Genomic DNA, 23,828 nt, shown 5'->3' with positions numbered 1-23,828 from the left:
CCTGAGTCAGCTGCCGGTAATGCGTAGTCATCTGCGCTTGAATCCTTCGGTGTGAGAGCCTGGATTCTACCGGTGGCTGGCTCTCTGCCTCTCGTTTCAAGCGTTGCGCTTATTCTATGAATTCAGGGGCATCATCTAACGCCCGCTGCCCCTTGCAGGTACCGAAATGATTCTGCTGGATCAACCTGTAAGGAAAGTCAGTACTTATCGTGGATGGGAAGCAAGATTTTCAGATCTAATACAGGCGGGGCCAATGGAGTGCTATCTCGTGAGGTATTCCATTTGGTATCTCAATCAAAATACACAACTAATATTAACGATAATAATCAATAGGATAAATTACCGTTTCAGATTACCTTGGAAGATTGATCTGGCTTCTGCTCCACGACACGATGGTGCGTGCTGCCTAAAGGTTAGGACGAACCAGAGTCCAGCGGTTCGCTAGGGAAAATGGAATCGTCGTGCCTTGATGAACGTAAGGTGACCACAAGCTTATCCATAGCGTTCATCGTCAACGACGTCATAGACCAGCTTCGCTCTGCCCGCTTTACAGGTATGTATAGACCGGGGACATAGTGGTAAAGGATGCCCGCATCTTGCTGTCCAAAGGTCTTCGGCGGTAAAGGCAAAGGCTTTGCCATTCAGCAGAATTTTGTCCACCCAGCCCTTGTGCCTTGGCTACCAGGCTCGCCACCCGTGTGGCGCCATGATCGCCGAATAAATTAAGCAATAGCATGGGCGTGGTGCCCTGCCTGCATTAGCGTGATGATGGCTGAAGGTAAGGCGTCAAGGTACTGAGGAGTTTTCTGTCAAGGCAGGCTCATTGCTTCTTGATGATCAGCGGAAAATAAATGCAATGTATAACGAACAGTTAACTATAAGGAATAATCTGTAGGATAAGTCGTCTACCTGCTATTTACAGCGCCATAGTTGACGAATAAGAATAGCCCTCCAAGCAGCAACCACTGTTCAATTCAACCTGAAGATTAATTTTTTCGGAGAATACAGAATGGCCAGCGAAAACTACGCTATCAAAGGTGGCCGACCTTTACCGCCAACTTCCGTTAACCAGGCGCTTAACTTTGATCGTGACTATTCGCGGTTGAGGAATTATTACGAAACCTGGTCAGTCGATTATGACAACGATGTATCTGAAGAAAACGGGTATACGGATTTAATGGTTGATGGGGCACCTTCACCCCATCAATCTGATACCACCCTCAGATGGTTGATAGATCGACTCCGTAGTTGAGTTCCTCTGCGAAGTCCGGCAGTCCGTAACCGATGGTTTTCTTGTAGAAAGGAGAGACCTTCGCAGTCGGTGCCTTCTTCTTGTGCTTCGTGGTGTAGAGCATTCGTGCCCGCATCACCTCGAAGGAGTAACCGCGCCCTTCACGGTTCTTGTCCTTGGCCAGTCGGTTGATGGACTCCGTGTAAGCGTTGGTGACGGGCATGTCCGTCTCGAAGTAGGTCATGGTCTCTTCGCGCCAGTTTCCCACTGCCCTGACCAGATCGCTCCAGACTTCCTTTTGGCCCTTCGGGATGGTGGCTATCCACTCGTCCAGGGCGGCTTCTGCCTGGAGCCGTGTGGTGGCGTCCCAGATGCCGTAGAAGCGCTCCTTGTGCTCGTAGGCGGCCAGCAGTTGCGGGAACGCGCCTGTCCAGGTCTCCATGATGAGGCGCTCCCGGTCTGAGACTTCGTGAGCGCGTTTCAGCAGGATTTTCCGGTCTCCCTTGAGAGTCCGGCTCTGGGACGGTTTCAGCTCCTTTCTGAGGCCCTTGCGCACTCTCTCTAGGGCATCGTTGGCCATGCGCACCACATGGAACTTATCGACCACGATACGGGCCTGGGGCAGCACAGCCTTGACCGCTGCCCGGTAGGGGTTCCACATGTCCATGCTGACGATCTCGACCTTCTGCCGGTCTTTCAGCTTCATCAGGTAGTTGGTCACCACGTCCTGGCGGCGGGTGGCCAGCAGGTCGAGCAGGGTTCGCTCCTCAATGTTGGTCAGAATGCAGCGGTAGCGCTTGTTCAGGTATAGCTCGTCAATGCCCAGGATGCGGGGCGTCTCGAAGCGGTGCCAGCGCCCCAGGAACTCGGCGCGGGCGTTGAAGATGTCGCGCACCGTCTTCTCGTCCAGGCCGGTCTGTGCCGCCACAAAGGTGTAGGGGTGGTTGAAGGATTCCTTCTCCACGTACTCATGCAGCCGCAGTGTCATACGGAATCCGTCCACCATCTCCGGTAGCTGGGGCCTGAATGTTGTCTTGCAGGCCCGGCAGGTGTATCGGCGGCGGACCACCCAGAGAGTGACCCGCTTGCCGTGGATGGGCAGATCACGATAGGGAACGTCACGCTTGCCGAACCGTACGAACTCACCCTGCACGCCGCATTCCTCGCAGGCGATGGGATCGGGCACGTCCACCTGGAAGTGCATTTCGTCGTCGGTTGATTTGCAGCCCAGTACTTGGTATTGCGGCAGGTGAAGGATGTTGTCGGGAAGTTCGGTCATGGTGTTGTATAGGCGTAGGTGTCAGTCAGATCCATCCGACTCGGCATTGGTGTTTGCTTTTTTACCCAACAAGCTGCTGGAAACGAAAAGTAAGGCACCGAGGACAATTGCAATATCAGCCAGGTTGAAGGCCGGCCAATGCCAGTCTCGCCAATAGAAATCAAAGGAATCCACAACATAGCCGCGAAAGACCCGGTCAATCAGGTTGCCCATGGCGCCACCGAGGATAAGACTGTAAGCGATGGCTTCTCCTTTATGACGATTTTCAAGGATCAGCTTGATCAGAAAAATCGAGACCACTACCGCGATTCCGATAAAAAAGTAGCGCTGCCAGCCTCCACCATTCGCAAAAAGACTGAATGCGGCACCGGTGTTCCATAGGTGCACCCAGTTAAAGAACGGGGTCACCGAAACATACTCGCCATAGGCCATTGATTGCTGCACCAGCCACTTTACAGCCTGATCAGACGCTGCCAGCAGGCCCGATATGGACAATAGGGCATACGGCGAGAGCTTTTTGCCAATAATGAGCATTATTTAACCCTTCAACGCCAAAATGCGTCTGGCACCGTTAAGTACAATGCCCCCCGCGATGGTGCCGATAATCAGATCCGGATAATTGGAACCGGTCCACGCGACCAGGGCGCCGGCGGTGATGACCCCCAGGTTGATCACCACGTCGTTGGCCGAGAATATCCAGCTTGCCTTCATGTGCGCCCCGCCTTCCCGATGTTTGGATATGAGCAGCAGACAACTGGTATTGGCAATCAATGCGACGAATGCGATAGCCATCATCACCAGCGATTCAGGCTCACTACCGAATACAAAGCGTCTCACCACCTCTACGAGCACGCCCACAGCCAAGATCAGTTGCAGTACACCAGCAAGATGCGCGGCACGTACCTGCATTTTCACGCTATGTCCAACCGCATAAAGGGCAAGCCCGTACACCGCCGCATCGGCAAAATTGTCCAGGGATTCTCCAATCAGGCCGGTGGACCGGGCGATCAGACCGGCAGTCATTTCCACCACGAACAGAAGTGCATTGATGCCGAGCAACCAGCGCAGGGTCCCGGATTCTTGCTTAGCAGAAGCTGCCGAAAACTCGGCGGCCTTGATGGTCTCCGGATTTGCAGCGACGGTTTCCTGAAGCGAGGCGCCTAGCCCCAAGGTCTTCAGTTTCGAGGTGACGGGCTCGACCTCGCCGTCATGCACGACCTTCAGCCGGCGGTTCGACAAGTCGAAGGACAGCGCCCGAATTTCCTCAAAGCCGTTCAGGGCTAGGCGAATCATTCGTTCTTCTGATGGACAGTCCATCTTCGGCACGGCATAAACACTGACCCATCTCCCTGGCGCCTCGGAGGAGGCCTGTATATCGGTATCCGCTGCGGACGTTGCATCACCGCCACAGGCGCCACCACAGGATTTGCTCATGATACGACTCCACTTGAACAATGTTGTGGTACCATTTAAAACTATAAAGCTACTATAAGGTCAATAGAGTAAAGAATCCGTTGGGGAGGAGGCTGATGCGCATTGGTCAGTTGGCGCAGTTGGTAGGGGTCGAAACACAGACGATCCGCTTCTATGAACAGCAGGGCTTGTTGCCGCCGCCTGATCGGCAGGACAACGGTTACCGTGTCTATACCGAGAAGCATGGTGAGGGGCTGGCCTTCATCCGTCGCTGCAGAATCCTGGGCCTGTCACTGGCTGAGATTCACGAACTACAGAGCTATGAGGACGACCCTCATCAGCCTTGTACCGCCGTCAACGCCTTGCTCGATGATCACATCTCTCATGTGCGGTCGCAGATAACCGCTCTGCAAGCGCTTGAGAAACAACTCGTTTCACTGAGAGCGAGTTGCAACGATGACCGGGAAGTTGAGGCGTGTGGGGTTCTTGCTGGAATTAGCGAAGGAAACATGCACCAGCAGTAGGTGAAGCATCAACCAGATAATCCGATGAGATGCCGGTCTGTCTCACTCTCATGCAAAGGTAAGATCAACCATTTAATCCGCTTACCCAAGAAAACTACTGCGGCCCCCGCATGCTCGGTGACCTCTTCGACTCGTTGCTCCCGGCCTCTGAAGCGCGCCGCCCCATGCGAATCATGGATGCTTGCTGCGGAACCGGTCTGGTCGGTAAAGAACTGATGCTGCGGGGATTTTCGCCTGTCGATGGTTGTGATTTATCGCCGGCCATGACTAACTTGGCGCGCGAAACCCGGGCCTATGCAACATTGTATGGTGGGGTGGATCTTACTGAACATAATCCAATGATCGCTGACAACCAGTATGACGCAACCTTTTGCTGCGGTGCATTTATCGAGGGCCATCTACCCACAGAGGCCATCCATGAGCTTATGCGAATCACAAAAAATAGCGGACTGATCCTACTGAGTACGCGCTGTACTTTTTATACAGCAGAACACTTTGACTCCCTACTGCATAAACTAACGGCCTCCAGACAACTTTCTGTATTGCCTTCGTTTATGAACGCCGCTTACTTGAACGACGTGCAAGCCCACTACTTGGCGTTTGCCGTCAACAAATAATCAGGAGTCGAACATGGATGTGCTCAATAGTATTTCCCTTGAGCGTCTTGAATCGACCCAAGCAGATTATGAAATCAGCTGTTTGCGCAAATGTTGCGTCAATGATGGATTCTTCTACCTGGCCGATCATGGCATACAGCCCTCGTTGATAGCGGATGCCTTGGACACCGCCCGCCAATTCTTCGCGCTGCCACTGTCCACCAAGAACCAGTTCTGCCAGGACCGGCAAGTGGTCATCCCCAAGACGTGCCGTGGATATGTCGATACGTTTGGCGAGACCTTGCATCCCCCCACCGGCCCGGATCGAAAGCAGCATTTCGACATGGGCCGGGAAGCGCCGGCCTGCGACTTGCCGTTTACCGGGCCGAACCTGTTGCCCAGCGAGGGTCAGGCCCCCGGCTTTGCCAAGTCCATGCTCGCTCTGCAACAAGAAGTACTGGACCGGGTAGTGCCCGCACTACTGCGCGGCTTGGCCCTATCCCTCGGGCTGGACCGTGATTTTTTCCAGGCGTTTTTTTCCAACCCGGTGCTGATCCAGCGCGCGCTGTATTACCCACCCTCGGGCAGTGGCGCGGGCAAGCACACCGACAACGGCATGTTCACCTTGCTGTTCCAGGACCCGCGAGATGCCTGCGCCCTCAGTGCCTTTTCACAAGGCCGCTGGATCGACGTTCCTTGCCGCGCCAACGAAGTGGTGGTGAATCTCGGCGATATGTTGATGAAGTGGAGCAACGGCCTGTTTACCAGTACGCCGCACCAGGTGATCCACCGTGCAAGCAGCGCCAGGGTGTCACTGCCGTTTTTTGTGTACCCGGACATTGATGCCGTGTTTACCCCGCTAGGCAGTGATCAAACGGTCGCCTGCCGGCAGGTCATGCTCGATAACTTCAATTCCATCTGGGTATCCGGCCAGGGCGCCGGCAGGGCGCGCGAGTTCGCTTGAAGCGGCCCACAGGAGAAGCGATATGCACACCGCAGAGCCAAACAAAATCGCCTTCATCGGCGTTGGAAATATGGGCCGGCCACTGGTGGAGCGTCTGCTGCTCGCCGGATACGAGGTTCAGGTGTATGACATCGACCCGACACGTGCGAGCTCCGTGATCGCTGCAGGTGCTCGCTGGAAGGCCACCCCCGCGCTGTGTGCCAGCGGTTGTGGGGTTGTCGTGACCTGCCTGCCCCTACCCCATCATGTGCTGGAAAACATGACCGGGCCGGAGGGTGCGCTGGCCGGGATGGCGGAAAATTCGGTATGGATCGATACCTCCACCACCGATTACCACAACACCCGGCATATCGCCGGACTGGCCCGACAAAAACACATCCATAGCCTTGAAGCCCCGGTCAGCAATCTGTCGCATATGGGGGTGGATTTCGCCAATGTGTGTTTCTACATCGGTGGCGACAAAATCGGTTATCAATCAAGTCACAGCGTGCTGGAGACCATGGGCCGCAAGGCATTTTATGTAGGTGAGATCGGCACCGGGCAGTCCGTCAAGTTACTGACCAACCTGCTGTTTTACGCCGCCACCGCCGTGTGGGCCGAGTTGCTGGTGCTGGCCCGGGCCAATGAGATCCCGCTGCACTGGTTCTGGGATTTCGTAAAAACCTCCCGCGGTAACTGCTTTGTCAGCAATCAGTTGACCCCGTTTATGCTCGACGCCAGCTACGACCATTCGTGCACCCTGGAGATCACGGTCAAGGACATGAGCCTCACCGAGGCGCTGGCCGATGAGTTGGGGGTGGCGATGCCCTTGGGGCGGATCATCGCTGATCGTTATCGACAGGCCGGAGCGCGGTTCGACACTCAGGACAATCACGTCAAGGTCGCAGCCTTGAGCGAACAGGAAAACAGCATTGCGCTTGCGCTGGCCGACTTCCAGGCACCCTCGCCCTACGGCGCCAATCGTAACTACCGACACAGCGGCGCTTTTACCGAGGATGCCTTCGGCCGGATCACCCCCACACTGCCGGGAACGTTCCACTCCGGCATCCGGTTTACCGACAACCAAAAGATCAAGCTGGCGACGCATCTGGTGGAATTCCTCGCCTGTATCAACCGGGTCATCCTCGGGGAGGCCGCTGAAATTGGCGGCGCCATGGGCCTGTCGCCCTCGCTGGTCACCCAGGTCGTCAACTGGAGCTGCGGCCCTAGTTGGGTGGCCGAACACATGGACAGCTACGAGCCGTGCTTCGACAGCATCGCGGTAGTCGATCAAAAACGCCATGAGCTAAAGCTGAGCGTTATCAACCGGATTTTCCAACAATCGATCCTGGATGTTGCCATCTCGCCCCGCATGGCGGGTCTTTCCGAGGCCGAGGGGGTACTTGTGCCATGAAAATAACGTCCATCAAGGTCTACCAGTTCGACGTCCCGCTCAAGGAAAAATACAGCCTCAGCGGCGGTCGCCTGCACTATGCCGCGCTGGATTCCACCGTGGTCGTGATAGGTACCGACAGCGGTTTGCTGGGGGTGGGTGAAAGCTGCCCATGGGGCGCCACCTACCTGCCGGCCTATGCCAGAGGCGTACGGGCGGGGATCGATGAACTGGCGCCCCATCTGATGGGGGAAAACCCGTTGCACCTGGACCAGATCAACGAGCGGATGGACGTGATGCTGCCCGGGCACCCGTATGTGAAAGCGGCAATTGACCTGGCGTGCTGGGACATTCTCGGCAAGCACTGCAACCTCCCGTTGTATGCCCTGCTGGGGGGTAAGTTCCAGGACTCGATTGCCTTGCAGAGCAGCATTCCCACAGACAACCCCGACCTTATGGCCACACACCTGGCGGCCGCCCGACAGCAGGGTTACCGCACCCATTCTTGCAAGGTCGGCACCGGTGTCGAAGAGGATGTAACGCGGATCAACTACCTGATTGCGCAGCGTTTGCCGGGCGAGGTGATTACGTTCGACGTCAATCGTGCCTGGACGGTGGCCGATGCCGTCGCGGTGATGAACAGCGTGCAGGATCCTACGGTGTGTTTCGAACAGCCCTGTGAGTCCATGGATCAGTGCCGCGCCGTGCGCGAGCTGACTCGTAATCCGATTATCCTTGATGAGTCTATTGTGACCCTGGCAGACCTGGCGTATGCCCAACGCCATAACATCACTCAGGTCATCGGGCTGAAAATCGGTCGGGTCGGTGGCTTGACCAAGGCCCGGCAACTGCGCGACTTCTGCATCCATCACGGAATCCAGATGAACATTGAGGACGTCGGCGGCACCTTGATTTCGGACAGCGCCGTCATGCATCTGGCCACCGCGACGCCAGCGCGTTTTCATCGCGCGAGCTGGAACTGCTGCCGGCACCACGATGTGCAATTGGCCACGGGTGGGTTCGATATTCGCCAGGGCCGCGCGTATGTACTGGACAGCCCGGGGCTGGGGCTCGAACTCGCCCCCCGGCATTTCGAATCACCGGTCGCGCAGTACAGTTGAGCGCCGCGGCCCTTTCCACCACGTTGATCCATGGAGGCTCCATGTCCAGCGCCCCATCATCCTTGCATCTGGCTCGCGGCTTCGACGCGGATCCCTTTGCATCCTTCACCTTACCCAGCGAACACTATGTGGATAGCCGGCTCTTCGAACAGGAAATGGAGCTGATTTTCTGCAAGACCTGGCAGTACGTTTGCCACGTTTCAGCCTTGGCCCAGGCCGGTGACTATTACGTCCGGGACCTGGGTCGCCAGAGTGCCCTGGTGGTCAAAGACAAGGACGGCGACTTCAAGGCATTCCACAATGTTTGCCAGCATCGTGCACACCGGCTCGTGGAGGGGAGTGGCCATGTGCCCGGGCTGTTGACCTGCCCTTACCATGCCTGGACCTATAACACCCAGGGCCAGTTGGTCAGCGCGCGAAAGTCCGAGCATCTCAAGGACTTCTGTACTGAGCAGGTGCAACTCGTGCCCATCCGGCTTGAGGTATTTTGCGGGTTTATTTTTATCAATTTCGACAGCAAATGCGCATCCATGCAAGCCCTGCTTCCCGGCCTGGAAGACTCCATAAGATCCTTTGCTCCGGCGCCGGAAAAATTGTCCCATGCGTATTCCAAGAACTACAGCGTGCAGTCCAACTGGAAAGTTTCGGTGGAAAACTATTCGGAGTGTTATCACTGCCCGATGTGCCATCCGACATTGTCCATGGCCACCCTTGATCTCAAGAGCTACCACTTGGCGATCCATGAGCATTACCACGCCCATGTCAGCCACGACAGTGGAACAAATCAAGGGTATACGATGAAGGAAACCTCACCACAGTCCCGTCAGTTTGGTGCATGGTACTTATGGCCAAACTTTTGCCTGGAGGTGTACCCAGGGGGCTATATGAATGTCCTGCACCACATCCCCATCGCAGTGGATCACACCTTGCAAGTGGTCGAATGGTTTTGCGATGCCGCCACACCCACTCGGGAAGAGCAGGAAGTCATCGATTTTGTAGCGGTTATTCGCGAAGAAGATGTGCCCCTGTGCGCTAGCGTCCAGCGGGGCTTGAGCAGTGATGGCTACCAGCAGGGACGTTTTGTCGTTGACCCGGGCCTGGGTGCTAATAGCGAACATGCCGTGCATGACATCCAGAAAAAAACCCTGGCGGCCCTTGGCCTGCTGACACCCTCTTAGGGTCTTTGAAAACGCCCCCTTGGGGTTTATGTCGAGAGCGAGGCTGCGATAGTGGTGTATCAGATGCCATAAGTACCGGCAGTGCTACCGTCGCCACCTAATAGTAATCTGGCCGTTGAGCCGTGCGCGTCTCCTTGTCGGAGCTGGCTTGCCTGAGGTGGTCGTTAATGATGACGTTGAATATCTGACACCCTGCGGTGTTCCAACTGCCGCTATCGCAAGCGAGCTCCTCAGCGAACGGTCCTGCGCTCTAGCTTTCGCTGTTAATCTGCCCTGCCTTATCAGCGAAGGACCGAACGCAGGCATTGCGCCTCAGTCACCAAAGGATGACTTCAACCAATCCAGCAACTGCCGGGCTGCCGGACGCAGGTTGGCGTCTCGCCATTTGTAGACGCTCAGAGCTTCCGGCAGATGGGTGGATTCGGCAAAGGGCCGTACCAGGTCGCCGCTGGCGAGCATTTTTTCGGTGGTCCGACGCCACCCCAATGCAAAACCGAACCCCTCGACACAAGCCTGCATCATCACTGGATAGCTGTCGAAGAATTTGTCCTTGGAGCCACCCGCCTTGATGCCGAATTCCAGCAACCAATCGTTCCAGGTGCTCCAGTCTTGCGGTACTGCAACGTGGTGCAGCAGCGGCAGGTTGGCCAAGTCCGCCAAGACCAGCGGCGTGCTGCCAAAAGAAGCGAGGTAGCGTGGGCTACATACCGGATAGATGTCATCGCTCAAGGTAAACAGCCGCGTGTGATCGCCAGAAGCCCGGCCTGAGGTCTGGATGGCGATATCAAATTTTTCAGCGGTTGCGGTGATGGGCTGGGTCGATGCGTTAAGGCGCACCTCCAGATCCGGGTACTTCCTATGCAGCGCGGGAATATTGGGCGTCAGCCAATAGAAAGCTTCGCACAACTGTGCCACTAGGACTACTTCGCTGCTTTCCCGGCCTTTTTTCAGATCTTCGGCTTGCGACGCAATACCCAGGAATGCCGTCCGAACGGCATCGCGAAATTCGACACCCGCCGCCGTCAGGAATACCGCCCGATTTCTGCGGGTAAATAACGCAACACCCAGGAATTCTTCGAGAGAACGCACCTGTTTGCTAATTGCGGCCTGGGTCAAGTTCAACTCTTCAGAGGCTTTGGAAAAGCTCTCAAGTCGCGCCGCCGCTTCAAAAGGCACAAGGCTGGACAGTGGGGGCAGTGAGCGTTTGAAATTATCCATAATTTTCAGTCCTTCTGCGTAACCATAAGTCACTTTAAATACAGCCAGTGCGCACTCAGAATCCTTAAAGCCGTTAATCAAGGAAAACTCATGTCTGGAAGCACTACGATAACCGCCACTGATAACCGACAAAGCATTCTTATCGTTGTAGGTTCGGTATTTTTGCTCTCGGTGTCAGACGCCATCATAAAGGCAACCAGTGCCGAGACTTCAATGTGGCAACTGTATGTAATCCGTTCTGTGCTGGCCTCGGGCATTCTGATGGCGCTGGTGGTTCACCTGCGCGGCGCCACGAATTTGTGGCCGCTGTCTCCCCTGTGGGTGGTGATAAGAAGCCTGCTGCTGTCGTTGATGTGGATCGCCTTTTACGGCGCACTGCCCTTCATCAGCCTGACCGTCGCCGCCTTGGCTATCTATACCACACCTCTGTTCATCGCTTTGTTCTCGGCCCTCTCCTTGAAGGAGAACGTGACCACACGCAAATGGCTGGCGATCTGCCTGGGTTTTGTCGGGGTCGTGATTACCCTGGCGCCGAGCACCGAAGACTTCAATACCTATGCGCTACTGCCTGTACTCGCCGCTATTTTATACGCCCTTGCCGTGGTGGTGACCAAGGGCAAATGTGCCGATGAGGACCCCGTACTCTTGGCGTTGGCCATGAATGTCGCGTTGCTGATCATTGGGGTGGTGGGCAGCTTGGTGGTGCTGCAGACCGGCCCGCATTTTCCGGTGGATGACGGTTTACGATTCCTGATTGGAGGCTGGTCGGCCATGGGCCAGGGCGACTGGTGGATCATGATCGTATTGGCGGTCCTGATGGTAGTCGTCAGCATCGGGCTCGCCAAAGCCTACCAAGTTGGTGAGACCTCGGTCATTGGTGCGTTTGACTACACCTACCTGATTTTTGCCATCGCCTGGGGCGCCCTGTTGTTCAACGAAATGCTGAACGGCCGAACCGCTACCGGCCTGGTCCTTATTCTGCTGTCGGGTTTCATTGTGCTGAAAAAACCCGCAGGCGAGCGCTAGACACCTCACGTGTACAGGCCCTGCCCAGGAGCTGTTTATGCTGACGTCATCTCATCTGCCCAACGTAATTCTCTGGGCCGTCTCCCGGAGCCGCTCGACCGCCTTCGAGCGGGCCGTGATGCAACATCCAGACGTGAGGGTGCTGCATGAGCAGCTGTCGGAACCCTTCCTGTTGCAGCACTTTCCCGCCAAGCATGCGCTGATCGAGCGCACCCGGCAGGCCGAACAAGGCCCCGTGGGCATCACCCGCTACAGCCAAGCGATGGACCTGCTGTGCCAACGCCCCGCTTTGCCCCTGCGACTGCAATTTGCTAAAGAGATCGCCTATTTTTTTGACTTCCAGGCCATTGATGGCGCCTGGTTGACGGGTTTCAAGCATGTCTTCCTGGTACGCCAGCCACTGGATGTCATGCAATCGCTTTATCGCGTCAGCCAGGGCGGCGGTACCACTTATTTCGATGCCGCCGAGTCGGGTTTCGATGAGCTGGCGAGCATTCATAATCTAGTACTGGAGCATTGCCCCAGCGACCAAGTGCTGTACCTGGACAGTGACGCCGACTTGATGGGGGAGACCCAAGGCACCCTGATGCGTTTCTGCGATTTTGCCGGTATCGACTATTCCCCACGACTGTTGTCATGGGAGCCGGAACAGATTGCGCAATGGCAGTTTTTCAAGGGTTGGCATGATGAGGCCGAGCGCTCATCCGGGTTCGCCCCGGTGACACACTCGGCCATGGAATTCCCTGAGATAGTGGAACAAACGGCGCGGAACAAGCAGGTGATTTATCGGTTTTTCCAGCTATCCGCCACCTGGCAACGGCTGGCTGATGCAGCGGATCACCTTAAGTGCCTGCATGAACCGATCACGACGCGACTCCAAGTCCTGTTACTGGCCCCATCCGACGAGCATCGCAGTAGCGCCCTGCAACTGGCGGCCCATCTCCCCGAAGACTATGCCCTTTGGCTGTTGGACAGCAGCGGCCAGATGCTGAACGAGGAAACCATGCGTGAACTGGCCATGTTGCAGGACGGGCCTCTGGTGCTGCTGACGACCGACGAAAATATAGCCTATTGCTCTCCCGCGCAGGCGCGTCAGCGGTTCCTGTGCCTGATGGCACCTGACACGCCATCGGCCAGGGCCCTTGACTTGCCCCTGATAGCCATCGATCCGTCCAACCCTGGCGCTCAGGCCCCGCGAATCAGTGCGCAACTGGCAACCCTTGCGCTAAATGCGAGCCTACGTAGCCGCACGCATCAAATCGCCAGCAACCGCCACGCCAGCACTGCCAGCGCGCCGGGCCTATCATGGCAGCAACACTTCTTTCGCTTACTGGACCAAGCCCCTGAGAGGTTGGTCGCGATGACACCGCATAGGCAACTGAATGCCAGGCAACTGCATGCCCATGCCACCACGCTGGCCGAACGCCTGTCGAAAGTTTGCACCCATAGCGGCTGGGTGGCTATCCGCCTGGACAAGGACCTTCCAAGCCTGATCACCATGACCGCCTGCAGCCTGCTGGGCTGGCCCTACCTCGATATTCCTCACTGGTATGGCCTGGAGGCTACCGCCAAGGCCCTGACCAACCTCCAGCCGGTGGTGGTGGTAGGTGACACCACCAGTCTCAACGACTTGCCGCCCGGTTATCGCACCCTGGTGTTCGACGAACTGGACCCCGCGCCCGCTGCCGTAACCCGACGTGCAGCTGTCGTCAATGACCTAGCTTACGGCCTGCTTACCTCCGGCACTACCGGCACGGCGAAGATTGTCACCATCGCCGAACACGGTCGCCTTGATTCCCTGGCGCTTTGGCAACAGCACATCCGCCCGGGCGACCGAGTGGGCCTCAATGCTTGGATGGCTGGATATGTCTACTACCCTATTTTCAGCGGTGCCACCGCCTGCCTGATTCCGGATGCCATGGTGTTGGATCCTCAGGCTCTACGGGCATTCGTCCAGTGGGGCCAGCTCAGCCAATTGATGATCACCCCCAGCCTGGCGGCAGGCCTGATGCAGGATGAGCCGGCGTTCAAACAAGCCTTTGCCGCAGTGCATTGCCTGTGGCTGAGCGGCGAACAACTGCCAGCGACCACGCGCCAGAATCTCGTGCGCTGCCTGCCGCATTGCCGGGTGATCGACCTGTATGGCTCGAATGAAGCCGGAGATGTCGCGTTATCCGCCCCGGACGGACATCTGCAATTTACCGCCGGAACCCAGGCCTACGTGCTAGACCCGGCCCTCGATTGCACGCCGCTGGGTGGCCACGGTGAACTGTACGTCCATACCCCAGGCCTCAGCATGGGCTACCTCAATGACGACGCGGCAAACCGCAGTGCCTTCGTGGAAAATCCAATGGCCACCGACTGCCCGACGCTGGCACACCGGCTGCTGCGCACCGGCGATATGGTGCGGCTGAGCGAGACCGGAGAGGTTTATCTGATAGGGCGTGCGACGACCCATTTGAAGGTGCGCGGTTTCAAGATCTTCAGCGCAGACGTCGAGCGGGTATTGATGACTCACTCCGAGGTACGCAGCGCGCTGGTCACTACCCGTGGCGAGGGCCAGGATATGCAACTGGTGGCCTTTATCAGCGCCCGAGACCCCGACAACCCTCCAGCTGCTGGCGCCCTGCGCCAGTGGGCAGGCCAGCACCTGCCCGCATTCAGCGTGCCACTGGGGTACTTTCTTGCCGCGTCGATTCCGGCGGGAGCGAGCCAGAAGCGTCTGGGTGCCCAAGCCCTGTTGCTGCAGCCTTTAGCACCGCTGTCGGATGACCTACCGCCGCTGACGCCGCTGCAAGTACGAGTGGCAAGGCTGTGGGCGCGCTGCATGAACCTGCAAGGGGTCACCCTGGGGCCCGATAGCGACTTTATCGATATTGGCGGCAGCTTGTTGCTGCTGGATTTGATGACGCGCATCAATCGCGCATTCGAGACGAACCTTACGATTGCCGATATCACCCGCGACTCGACGGTGGCAGGGATCAGCAGGCTGCTGGCCCATCGGCTGCAAGGTACGCCGCTGTTGGAAGTGGCCTTTTCGGTCACGGCAGAAGCCGAGCGTTATTTGGCCCGGTTGACCACGGCTGTGGCGAGCCTGCAGCAGGCGCCGCGACGCCTGGCCCGACGCACAATCATGGTCACCGGAGCGACTGGGTATCTAGGGCGCAGGGTGGTTGCCGAACTGCAACAAACAGCCGGTGTGGAGACGATCTTGTGCCTGGTCCGTGCGGATGATGCGGCCCAGGCTCAACGTCGGGTAGCCAAATTGGGATTGTCGCCCCGCACGGCTCGGGTCGAGGGCATGGCCGGGGATCTGGCGCAACCACAATTCGGCCTAGCGAGCGCGGCCTATCAGCGGCTGTGCCAAGACGTGGACTGCATCATTCATTGCGCCGCCGACGTCAACTGGCTCAAGCGCTATGAACGCCTGGCCCAGACCAACGTCGGCGGTGTGGTCGAGGTGCTCGGCCTGGCAGCCGCAAACGGGGCCGGCGTGGTGTTTGCCTCGACCCTACCGGAGCCGGTGCCATCGACCGGCTATAACCGCGCCAAGCTGGTGGCCGAACACTTGGCCATTGCGTTTTGCGAAAGCCGCGGGCTGTCCCTGAACATTCTGCGCTGTGGCGACATCAGCGCCCCCGCACATCCCGACAGTGGCGCGTCGATAAACCAGGAGGACTATGTCGGGCTACTGATTCGCAGCTGCTTGGCCCTCAATGCCTGGCCAGACGAAGCGAGCTGGTCAATGAACCTGACCCCCGTGGACTATGTCGCGCAGGTATTTACCCACACAGCGATCCACGGCCAGGCCTTGGGTTCACCGCCCGTACAGCACCTGTATAACCCTGCGGCGAACCTCAAATGGACCCAGTTATGCGCCTGGATACAGACGCTTCTGGGACCAACCCAGTATGCACCACTGCCCCTGGAACAATGGCAGGCCAGACTCAAGGAACAGGCCCCTGGCAAGGCCGTGTTGCAGCGCACGCTGTTAATCCTGCCGATGATCATTGATGACTTCAGCTACTTCAACCCTCCACCGCCGCTGCTACTTGATCATTTGGAGTGCCCGGTGATCGACGCTGAATGGACCCAACAGTACCTCACGGCACTGAACCTAACCCAGGAGTGAACCCATGACACGCACTACTAACGGCTGGGCCGCCTATGGGCCGGGCTCTCCACTGGAACCGTTCACCTACCTGCGCCCGGATCCCGGGGCCAACGAAGTGGAGATCCAGGTGACCCATTGCGGAGCCTGCACCAGCGATCTGCATTTGATTGAAGGCGATTGGGGTGAAGCTTCCCAATACCCACAGGTGTGTGGCCATGAAGTTGTGGGGCGCGTGGTGCGCACCGGGTCGGCAGTTACCCACCTTAGCCCCGACCAGCGCGTCGGCGTCGGCTGGTACAAGGGCGCCTGCCTGGCGTGCGAGTGGTGCCTCAAGGGTGAAGAGCAACACTGTGCGGCCGTGCTGCCAACCTGCAGTAACGGGCAAAAAGGCGGGTTTGCCGACTTCCTGACCTGCGACAGCCGCTTCGTGTTCTTGCTCCCCGACAACCTGCCCTCTCATGTGGCCGCGCCGCTGTTCTGCGCCGGGCAGACGGTGTTCACCGCGTTGCTACGGGGCACCCGGCCAGGCATGCGCGTGGGCGTGTTGGGCATCGGTGGGCTCGGCCACCTGGCCATCCAGTTTGCAGCCAAGTTCGGCTGCACGGTCACCGCGTTATCGAGCTCCGATAACAAGAAAGCCCAGGCATTACAGCTGGGTGCGCGCCATTTCTACACCCTGGACTTGGCCACGTTGCAGGCACAGGAAAATACCCTGGACTTCTTGCTAATCACCGCTTCCAACGACCAGGACTGGGAACGGGCCATCGCCCTGCTGCGCCCCCATGGCACCCTGTGTTTTGCCGGGATGCCCGGCCCGGTCACGCTGGACATTCCTGCCATGACCTACAAGACCTTGACCGTCAGTACCGCCAACGTCGGCGGGCGTCACGACATGCTGAAAATGCTGGAATTTGCCAGCGAACACCATGTCTGGCCGATGGTGGAGATTTTCCCGACAGAGCAGATCAACCAGGCCTTGGACGCCCTGCGCAACAACACAGTGCGCTACCGAGCGGTAATTGAATTCTGACTGTCATCCGCCCCCATGGAGATGTCTTTCATGCCCCCGTCACTGGTACTACCGTCACATCCCCTGCGTACCCCGGACCTGGTGCCCCACCCGTTTGAGATCGAACGCCAGGCCCAGTCCACCCTCAAAGGGCATCGCTCATTGCTCTTGTGGTTCACCGGTATGTCGGGGGCCGGCAAGTCGTGCATTGCCAACCGCGTGCAGGCCGGCCTGCACGGTAAGCGGCTGCACACCTGCCTGCTTGACGGCGACCGGCTACGCCAGGGCTTAACCGCCGACCTGGGCTTTGCCGATAACGACCGCAAGGAAAACATTCGGCGCACGGCCGAGGTCGGCAGGCTGATGGTAGATGCTGGGGTCATCACCCTGGTCTGCCTGATCTCGCCCTTCGAACAGGAACGCCGCATGGCCAGGGCGCTGTTCGTCCCCGGCGACTTTATTGAAATATTTATCGATGCGCCTCTGCATGTCCTGGAGCTGCGCGACCCCAAGGGCCTCTACGCCAAGGCACGCAAAGGCCTGATCAAGAATTTCACCGGCATTGACTCGCCCTATGAACGCCCGGAGGCCCCCGAAATTGTCATTGACAGCACAACCTCCTCAATCGAGCAGGCCGCACACACCATCGAGAGTTTCCTCAAACGCCAGCGGGTATGGGGGTAACCGTTACATCAGCAACAGGCAAGCACTACGAAACACTTGTTGTCGTCCAGGCCGGTTTCAACGGTGTGGCGGCGTCCAATAAAACCAAGCATCGGAAGCTCGTACCAATACGCTTAGCACTAACTGGTTAGCGCCGAAGCCGCAAACGACATCCCATCTGCGGAGATAGCTTGTTTGACGACTGTCGCCAACACCAAAGTCATTAAGACTTTCAGACCAAGCCCCTGAACATAGGAAGGCTCCGCATTCCTATGTTCAGGGGCTCACATCAAAATAACGATTAGCGGCTAACCATCTAATCCAACATCACCCGCAAATCCAGTTTTTCCAGCCTATTTGGCTAGTAATGCCACTCGGAGGCAATGGACGCCATGTTTTGGTAGATCAGTCCGAGGTCCGTCGTTTTGTCGAGACGCACGACATTATGCCAAGATCAGGTATGAGAGGTGCATTCGTTGAGATCCCGGCGGCATGTATGCCTATATGTATGCCAACCTGACTTAACAGCTAAAAATAATAATAAATACAGTAGGTTATGAATTTGGTTCAAATGACTGTGTACACCAAGTACCGATCCATAGATGTCTACAGCAGTCTATGAATCACCTCAAGAAGCCCGCCTCGTGCGGGCTTTCTTGTTTCTGGCTGTCTCTGCTTGTATCCCCCTATACCCTCTCTCTGTGTCTCCTCGAAAAATAATTGATCCGAGGGGACACAAGCCCAAATGAAGCGATCCGAGATAAAACGCCGCCCCCTTTCCAATACCGCATTGGCGGGCCTGCCGATAGCGCGTCCTCGCCATGGAAACCCCGCTAACTACCGAGATTTGTCACTTATTCATTACTCACTTTTGAGTTGCCTCAAGACTGAATTCAAGATAATTTTTAGCGCTTGCTAAGCAAACACCTTTAATTACGGTGGCTTCCCTGGCTTTTTTCAAGATAATCTTTTGGCTGGCTTGAGATACTTTTCTATATGCCTACGTTTACCCATCACGATCTTGAGCTTCTCAATCCTTCCTTTGACTCGGACCTAGTCGATGTACTGAGTGAACTGGAGCACCTACGTCGCCTAAGGCTTGAAGGCGATACGCCACTACCGGTGTTCTACCAGCTCAAATCGCTTTTCCATGCGCTGGAAAGCCTCGGTTCTGCACGTATAGAAGGCAATCACACTACTTTGGCGGACTACATCGATAGCAAGGTAGAAGGTAAGGCTCAGGACACGGACCAACTGCGCGAGGTTGCCAATATTGAAAAGGCAATGGATTACATCGAGCAGATCATGACGCCCGGCGCTGCGCTGACAGAGCAGATGATTCGAGAGCTTCACGCGATGACCGTAAACGATCTGGTTCGTGAAGGCGACAAAACGCCCGGCGCCTATCGCAGCGGGAATGTCAGAATATCCCAGTCTGATCATCTGCCTCCCGATTTCATCCAGGTTCAAGCCTACATGCAGGAACTTGTCGAATTCGTGAATCACGAAGACTCTCCGAAATACGGCCTCATGAAGGTTGCGCTCGCTCACCATAGGTTTGGATGGATACATCCATTCGGCAATGGCAATGGCCGCGTGGTAAGACTGCTGACCTATGCTCTCCTGATAAAGTATGGTTTCAACGTCAACGCAGGCGGCCGCGTCCTCAATCCTACGGCCGTCTTCTGCAATGACCGTGAGCGCTATTACGCAATGCTTGCCACCGCCGACAAAGGCACAAAGGAAGGGCTAGAGGAGTGGTGTACATACGTGCTGGAAGGCATTCGTGATGAGCTGGAGAAAGTCGATCGCCTCACCGACTACGCATATCTGACCCAATGCATACTTGTCCCTGCTGTGGCCTTCGCAAGGGAAAGAGAATGGATCACGGGGACGGAAGAGGCAGTGCTGTCGGCCGCAATAAAATTGAAGGTCGTAAAATCTGCAGATATAGCCTCCGTACTCCCTCGGCAGTCGAGCAATCAACGGACTTACCTGATCAAAAAACTGGTAGACCAAGGGATGCTTTTACCGCTAAACGCAGGCGCGAGGCAGTACACAATCGGTTTTTCTAATAACTATCTGATTCGAGGTGTCATTAAGTCCCTCAGGGGCGAAGGGTTCATACCTGGGCCGCTGGAAAATCCATAAGCATCGGTTTAAAGAGGCCTACAGCCGTCTATGAATCACCTCAAGAAGCCCGCTTAGTGCGGGCTTTCTTGTCTCCCTATACGCAGCCTTGCGTCTTAGCTTGCGTCAAACACCACAGGCTGCATCGGTGCAGTGTTGACCTTGAGCTGAAACACTTCGGGGCGGGAATAGTGGCCGCACACGTCGAAGTCGAGGTTACTGGCCAGTCCCGCGGACAGGTCGATATCGGCGTAGAGAATGGTTTCCTGGTCAAATACCGGCCCCGCCAGCACTTGACCCGCCGGGCTTACGATCATGCTGCCGCCGTGCATGATGTAGTCGCTGTCTTGAGCCTCCAGGGCAAAGTCGTCACGGTAGTGTGCCGGGTACTCGGCCAGGGTGATTGCCTGGCAGGCCGAGAGCACATGCACCCGCCCTTCCACGGCAATATGTACCATGGAGGAGGCCCAGGTTGGGCGGTCATCGGCAGTGGGCGTGCAGTAGATCTCGGTGCCTTGTGCATACATGGCCTGGCGCAAGGCGGGCATGTAGTTTTCCCAACAAATCACAGTCCCGATTCGACCGAGCGGCGTGTCCACCGGGGCAATGCTGGAGCCATCGCCAAACCCCCAGATGATCCGCTCCTGCCCGGTCGGCATGAGCTTGCGGTGATAGCCGGCAATACCTTTGCCGGGCGCCAATGTCACGGATGAGCAGTACAGCGTTCGCCCTACACGCTCAATAATGCCCATCACCACATGCACCCCGGTTTCATTCACCACCTCGCCAAGGCGCGCCAACTCCGGGCCGTCCTGGGTGATCGAGCCGTCCATGTAGCGCTGAAAGTGCGCACGACCGGTGTCGTTGCGACTGCCGACGACGGTGCCGAAGGCAGCGCCCTTAGGGTATCCCCCCAAGAACGCCTCGGGAAACACCACCAACGCGGCACCCTTTTCGGCGGCCTCTCGAATGAGCCCGGCGGCTTTCTCGGCGCTCAAATAGGGCTCAAACGGAATAGACGATGCTTGAACAACGGCTGCTTTGAACATGAGTTTCCCTCGTATCAATAGAACGTGGCGGGGTTAGCCACGAGTGATGTCCCGATCTTTGGTCTCAGGCAGCAGGAACCACAGAACGATGAAGCAGACCAGCGAGACACCCGCCAGGTACATCGCCGGAATATTTGGGTTGTGGGTGGCCTGGATCAACGCCACCGCAATAAACGGACCGGGGCCTGCCAGCAACGCCAATGCCACGTTGTGCCCAACCGCCGCGCCGGTGGAGCGGATGGACGCAGGAAACACCTCGACCAGCAACACCACATCCATCACGGCAGTAATTGCCACCAGCACCGCCATGATCAACAACCCCGCCAGAATCGCGATGTAATTGCCGGTGTTCATCAGCAAAAACACCGGATAAGCCAGCACGGTCAGCCCCAGTGCCGCCGTCAGCACAAAGGGACGGCGACCGAAACGATCGCTTAGGCGCCCAACAATCGGGTTGATCAGCGTGTAGACCACCAGCGCCGCGCTACACAGCCACAGGGCCGTCGGTTTGCCAAGGCCAACGGTTTGTGTCAGGTGGGTATTGGCGTAGGTGATGAAGTAGTACAGCGAAACCCCGAACAGGGCGGCGAAGGCAAACGAAATCACAAATGCCCGCCACTTCACCTGGGCAGATACCGTTTCCAGGGTGTTATTGGCACGCTTGCGTTCGAGTTCGGCGTAGACCGGCGTATCGCCTAGCTTGCGGCGGATATACATGGCCACGCCGGCCATCAGGATGGAAGCGACGAAAGGAATGCGCCAACCCCACTGCATCACTTCTTCGCTAGATAACGAACTGTTGATGACGGCCGCAATCGCGGTGCCGAAGAGAAATGCCGCGCCCGCGGTCGCGGTAATCACGCTGGCCGCCGAGGCCCGACGATTGGCCGGCGCACTTTCGACGATGTAGATGCCCGCGCTTGACCACTCGCCCCCCACCATCATCCCTTGCAAGAAGCGCAGCGCCACGAGCAGGACCGGAGCGGCGATACCGATAGAGGCGTAGCCTGGCAACAAGCCAATCAAGGTGGTCGTCAGCCCCATCCCGAACACCGTGATGATCAATACCGCACGCCGGCCAAGTTTGTCACCGATCGGCCCCAGTACGACGGCCCCCAGTGGCCGAGAAAGAAACCCCACGGCGAACACCGCCAGCGACGACAACAGCGAAACGCCTGGCGCTGTGGAGGGGAAAAAAATTTGTCCGATCACGGCCGCGAAATAGCCATAAATGGCAAAGTCGAACCACTCCATGAAATTACCGATACCCACGGCAATCGCCCGTTTGCGCAGTTCAGCACCCTCGCCGGAGGCAACGGTCTGATCAGCGCTTTGTGGCTGCACTATCATCTTTTCCATACAGAGCATCCTATTTTTGTTGTATTGGCTTGAGTTGAGCTTAAGAATCCCAAGGCAAATTAATCAAACGAATACGAAAGATGCCCATGATTAGAGTTACTAATATTAGCCGGATCGACCTTAACCTCCTGGTCATCTTTCAGTGCCTGATGAGTGAGCGGAGTGTGACCCGGACGGCGGCGGTGCTGCACGTGACGCAGGGTGCCGTCAGCTCGTCGCTCAAACGGTTGCGCGAGCAGTTTCATGATGATTTGTTTATCCGTACCGGCGCGGGCATGGTCCCGACGCGCCGCGCCTTGGAGATCGCGCCGAAGGTCGTGCAAGCGCTGACGGCGGTCAGCGCCATCATCGACCGGCAACCCCTGTTTGCCGCCGAGTCATCAAGCCGAACCTTCAACATTGCATTGTCGGATGACATTGAAAGCTACCTCTCGCCCAGGCTGGTCAACGAAGCTCGCGCCAAGGGGCTTTCTGTGAACTTTGCCTTCCACCAGACCAACAGCTCCCTCTGGAAAACCGCCCTGGCCGACCCGGATATCGATATGGTGCTGTGCTCCGAACCCAAGGAGTTCACCTCTCACTACTCCTCCCAGGTCTTGTTCTCATCGTCCTATTCATGCCTGTACGACGGCCCGCGCCTGAACATTCAAAGCCCGCTCACCCGTGAGGAATACTTGAAGCACGAGCATGTACGGGTGTCCTTTGATGGCCGGCGCGGTTTTGTGGATGATCTGCTGGAAAGCGAAGGGATCTCACGCCGGGTTTCGGCGTCCTTTACCCACTTTTCAGGAGCGCTGGCCACCCTGGTTCACAGCGACGTAATCGCCACCCTGCCAACGTTTGCGGCACTGTCCTACGCCAGGATCGCGCGCCTGACCGTCAGTCCGGTGCCGATCTTCGTACCGGCTTTTCGCGTGTTCATGATCTGGGACGTAGAGCGCAACGACGACCTGCACAATCGCTGGTTGCGCAATTTCATCCTGGAGACGACCCAGGAGTTACAGCGAGGAACGTTGACCTCGGTTTAGCAGAGGGCAGCCCGTTTAAGGCAAAACCGTGCGCGTCGAAAAGCCTGCCCGCTGTCGTGATAATGCTGGCTTAATTCAGATGCGGTGATATCGTCTGCATCAGGACACTCGGCAGGCTGCCGAGAACATGCATCCCGCAAGCCCCCTTTTCAGCGACTACACTCCAGCCCATGAAACGCTATCTGCGGTTGTGTCTCATCTTCATGCTCAGCTTGACGCTTCCTCTGAGCGGGATGGCGGGCGTTGCGGCATCAACAGAACCGTGCCCCATGAAAACCATGGGCATGACGATGATGAACGACATGGGGCTAGACTGCTGCAACGATGCAAAAAGCTTCATCGAGCACGGCAAACCTTGTAAGCCCGGCCAGGAATGCAAGGCGGGGAGCATGCTGCAAGTCTTGCTCTTCACGCCTCCTGTGCCCCTGTTCAACCCCGTAGTATTGTCCTTCTTCAGCGATTCCCTCCCCATGCAGACCCCATCCGGGGTATGGCGACCGCCTCGCGCTTGATTCCTGCCCCACCTTGAGCCTCATCCCGCATTAGCGGGGTGG

General features: G+C 57.2%; 19 protein-coding genes. 13 read left to right on the top strand and 6 right to left on the bottom strand.

Features of this window, described 5'->3' with window-relative positions; genetic code table 11:
• Positions 1–1,220: 1,220 nt before the first annotated feature.
• From BLL38_RS20315 to BLL38_RS20305, 3 genes are read right to left on the bottom strand one after another with little or no spacing between them, the layout of a single operon-like run.
• On the bottom strand, positions 1,221–2,510 hold the full coding sequence (locus BLL38_RS20315) for an ISL3-like element ISPpu12 family transposase (RefSeq protein ID WP_004574636.1): 1,290 nt from the start codon (positions 2,508–2,510) through the stop codon (positions 1,221–1,223).
• A 21-nt stretch (positions 2,511–2,531) separates the two neighbouring features.
• Positions 2,532–3,044 (bottom strand): signal peptidase II, encoded by a 513-nt coding sequence (lspA, locus tag BLL38_RS20310; protein WP_003821921.1) that lies wholly within the window; start codon positions 3,042–3,044, stop codon positions 2,532–2,534.
• 3 nt (positions 3,045–3,047) lie between these two features.
• A complete protein-coding gene (locus tag BLL38_RS20305; RefSeq protein ID WP_004364974.1) occupies positions 3,048–3,944 on the bottom strand; it encodes a cation efflux transmembrane domain-containing protein in 897 nt (298 codons plus the stop codon).
• Positions 3,945–4,039: 95 nt separating this feature from the next.
• Between BLL38_RS20305 and cadR the strand changes: the two genes are divergently transcribed.
• The 6 genes from cadR to BLL38_RS20275 all read left to right on the top strand — a co-directional run bounded on the left by cadR (position 4,040) and on the right by BLL38_RS20275 (position 9,678).
• Entirely contained in the window at positions 4,040–4,447 is a 408-nt protein-coding gene (cadR, locus tag BLL38_RS20300; RefSeq protein ID WP_009403731.1) for a Cd(II)/Pb(II)-responsive transcriptional regulator, read from the top strand.
• Positions 4,448–4,557: 110 nt separating this feature from the next.
• Complete coding sequence (locus BLL38_RS20295; RefSeq protein WP_056786985.1) at positions 4,558–5,064, top strand: class I SAM-dependent DNA methyltransferase; 507 nt, start codon at positions 4,558–4,560, stop codon at positions 5,062–5,064.
• Positions 5,065–5,077: 13 nt separating this feature from the next.
• Positions 5,078–6,007: an isopenicillin N synthase family dioxygenase gene (locus BLL38_RS20290; RefSeq protein ID WP_032902221.1), complete on the top strand. Its 930-nt coding sequence runs from the start codon at positions 5,078–5,080 to the stop codon at positions 6,005–6,007.
• 22 nt (positions 6,008–6,029) lie between these two features.
• Positions 6,030–7,400, top strand: a complete 1,371-nt coding sequence (locus BLL38_RS20285) for an NAD(P)-dependent oxidoreductase (RefSeq protein WP_081036805.1) — start codon at positions 6,030–6,032, stop codon at positions 7,398–7,400.
• Positions 7,397–8,500 (top strand): mandelate racemase/muconate lactonizing enzyme family protein, encoded by a 1,104-nt coding sequence (locus BLL38_RS20280; RefSeq protein WP_032902220.1) that lies wholly within the window; start codon positions 7,397–7,399, stop codon positions 8,498–8,500. The genes BLL38_RS20285 and BLL38_RS20280 overlap by 4 nt, the downstream gene beginning before the upstream one ends.
• 41 nt (positions 8,501–8,541) lie before the next feature.
• Positions 8,542–9,678 (top strand): aromatic ring-hydroxylating oxygenase subunit alpha, encoded by a 1,137-nt coding sequence (locus tag BLL38_RS20275; protein WP_032902219.1) that lies wholly within the window; start codon positions 8,542–8,544, stop codon positions 9,676–9,678.
• Between the two features lie 312 nt (positions 9,679–9,990).
• Here the strand turns inward: BLL38_RS20275 and BLL38_RS20270 are convergent, their stop codons facing one another.
• Positions 9,991–10,896 (bottom strand): LysR substrate-binding domain-containing protein, encoded by a 906-nt coding sequence (locus BLL38_RS20270; RefSeq protein ID WP_032902218.1) that lies wholly within the window; start codon positions 10,894–10,896, stop codon positions 9,991–9,993.
• A gap of 90 nt (positions 10,897–10,986) precedes the next feature.
• Between BLL38_RS20270 and BLL38_RS20265 the strand changes: the two genes are divergently transcribed.
• The 5 genes from BLL38_RS20265 to BLL38_RS20245 all read left to right on the top strand — a co-directional run bounded on the left by BLL38_RS20265 (position 10,987) and on the right by BLL38_RS20245 (position 19,859).
• Positions 10,987–11,922, top strand: coding sequence for a DMT family transporter (locus tag BLL38_RS20265; protein ID WP_032902217.1), 936 nt, complete (start codon positions 10,987–10,989; stop codon positions 11,920–11,922).
• Between the two features lie 37 nt (positions 11,923–11,959).
• Positions 11,960–16,054, top strand: a complete 4,095-nt coding sequence (locus BLL38_RS20260; protein ID WP_032902216.1) for an SDR family oxidoreductase — start codon at positions 11,960–11,962, stop codon at positions 16,052–16,054.
• A gap of 4 nt (positions 16,055–16,058) precedes the next feature.
• Positions 16,059–17,066: an NAD(P)-dependent alcohol dehydrogenase gene (locus BLL38_RS20255; protein WP_032902215.1), complete on the top strand. Its 1,008-nt coding sequence runs from the start codon at positions 16,059–16,061 to the stop codon at positions 17,064–17,066.
• Between the two features lie 30 nt (positions 17,067–17,096).
• Positions 17,097–17,729 carry an adenylyl-sulfate kinase gene (gene cysC, locus BLL38_RS20250; protein ID WP_050587212.1) on the top strand — a complete coding sequence of 211 codons (633 nt, stop codon included), beginning with the start codon at positions 17,097–17,099 and terminating at the stop codon, positions 17,727–17,729.
• A 975-nt stretch (positions 17,730–18,704) separates the two neighbouring features.
• On the top strand, positions 18,705–19,859 hold the full coding sequence (locus BLL38_RS20245) for a Fic family protein (protein WP_076964092.1): 1,155 nt from the start codon (positions 18,705–18,707) through the stop codon (positions 19,857–19,859).
• 95 nt (positions 19,860–19,954) lie between these two features.
• Here the strand turns inward: BLL38_RS20245 and BLL38_RS20240 are convergent, their stop codons facing one another.
• On the bottom strand, positions 19,955–20,887 hold the full coding sequence (locus BLL38_RS20240) for a carbon-nitrogen hydrolase family protein (protein WP_076964091.1): 933 nt from the start codon (positions 20,885–20,887) through the stop codon (positions 19,955–19,957).
• Positions 20,888–20,920: 33 nt separating this feature from the next.
• Positions 20,921–22,246, bottom strand: coding sequence for an MFS transporter (locus tag BLL38_RS20235; RefSeq protein WP_076964090.1), 1,326 nt, complete (start codon positions 22,244–22,246; stop codon positions 20,921–20,923).
• Between the two features lie 80 nt (positions 22,247–22,326).
• On the opposite strand from BLL38_RS20235, the gene BLL38_RS20230 reads away from it, so the two are divergent.
• Entirely contained in the window at positions 22,327–23,274 is a 948-nt protein-coding gene (locus tag BLL38_RS20230) for a LysR family transcriptional regulator (protein WP_076964089.1), read from the top strand.
• 170 nt (positions 23,275–23,444) lie between these two features.
• Positions 23,445–23,786: a hypothetical protein gene (locus BLL38_RS31480; protein ID WP_076964088.1), complete on the top strand. Its 342-nt coding sequence runs from the start codon at positions 23,445–23,447 to the stop codon at positions 23,784–23,786.
• The last annotated feature ends 42 nt before the right edge of the window (positions 23,787–23,828 follow it).

Source organism: Pseudomonas gessardii, assembly GCF_001983165.1.
Classification (GTDB): domain Bacteria; phylum Pseudomonadota; class Gammaproteobacteria; order Pseudomonadales; family Pseudomonadaceae; genus Aquipseudomonas; species Aquipseudomonas gessardii.
Note: the sequence above shows the minus strand (reverse complement) of the source record. Positions and strands in the feature narration are given on the sequence as shown.

Excerpts from the sequence above, each read along its gene's own strand:
- BLL38_RS20315 (WP_004574636.1), bottom strand. The coding sequence starts at position 2,510 with ATGACCGAACTTCCCGACAACATCCTTCACCTGCCGCAATACCAAGTA.
- lspA (WP_003821921.1), bottom strand. The coding sequence starts at position 3,044 with ATGCTCATTATTGGCAAAAAGCTCTCGCCGTATGCCCTATTGTCCATA.
- BLL38_RS20305 (WP_004364974.1), bottom strand. The coding sequence starts at position 3,944 with ATGAGCAAATCCTGTGGTGGCGCCTGTGGCGGTGATGCAACGTCCGCA.
- cadR (WP_009403731.1), top strand. The coding sequence starts at position 4,040 with ATGCGCATTGGTCAGTTGGCGCAGTTGGTAGGGGTCGAAACACAGACG.
- BLL38_RS20295 (WP_056786985.1), top strand. The coding sequence starts at position 4,558 with ATGCTCGGTGACCTCTTCGACTCGTTGCTCCCGGCCTCTGAAGCGCGC.
- BLL38_RS20290 (WP_032902221.1), top strand. The coding sequence starts at position 5,078 with ATGGATGTGCTCAATAGTATTTCCCTTGAGCGTCTTGAATCGACCCAA.
- BLL38_RS20285 (WP_081036805.1), top strand. The coding sequence starts at position 6,030 with ATGCACACCGCAGAGCCAAACAAAATCGCCTTCATCGGCGTTGGAAAT.
- BLL38_RS20280 (WP_032902220.1), top strand. The coding sequence starts at position 7,397 with ATGAAAATAACGTCCATCAAGGTCTACCAGTTCGACGTCCCGCTCAAG.
- BLL38_RS20275 (WP_032902219.1), top strand. The coding sequence starts at position 8,542 with ATGTCCAGCGCCCCATCATCCTTGCATCTGGCTCGCGGCTTCGACGCG.
- BLL38_RS20270 (WP_032902218.1), bottom strand. The coding sequence starts at position 10,896 with ATGGATAATTTCAAACGCTCACTGCCCCCACTGTCCAGCCTTGTGCCT.
- BLL38_RS20265 (WP_032902217.1), top strand. The coding sequence starts at position 10,987 with ATGTCTGGAAGCACTACGATAACCGCCACTGATAACCGACAAAGCATT.
- BLL38_RS20260 (WP_032902216.1), top strand. The coding sequence starts at position 11,960 with ATGCTGACGTCATCTCATCTGCCCAACGTAATTCTCTGGGCCGTCTCC.
- BLL38_RS20255 (WP_032902215.1), top strand. The coding sequence starts at position 16,059 with ATGACACGCACTACTAACGGCTGGGCCGCCTATGGGCCGGGCTCTCCA.
- cysC (WP_050587212.1), top strand. The coding sequence starts at position 17,097 with ATGCCCCCGTCACTGGTACTACCGTCACATCCCCTGCGTACCCCGGAC.
- BLL38_RS20245 (WP_076964092.1), top strand. The coding sequence starts at position 18,705 with ATGCCTACGTTTACCCATCACGATCTTGAGCTTCTCAATCCTTCCTTT.
- BLL38_RS20240 (WP_076964091.1), bottom strand. The coding sequence starts at position 20,887 with ATGTTCAAAGCAGCCGTTGTTCAAGCATCGTCTATTCCGTTTGAGCCC.
- BLL38_RS20235 (WP_076964090.1), bottom strand. The coding sequence starts at position 22,246 with ATGGAAAAGATGATAGTGCAGCCACAAAGCGCTGATCAGACCGTTGCC.
- BLL38_RS20230 (WP_076964089.1), top strand. The coding sequence starts at position 22,327 with ATGCCCATGATTAGAGTTACTAATATTAGCCGGATCGACCTTAACCTC.
- BLL38_RS31480 (WP_076964088.1), top strand. The coding sequence starts at position 23,445 with ATGAAACGCTATCTGCGGTTGTGTCTCATCTTCATGCTCAGCTTGACG.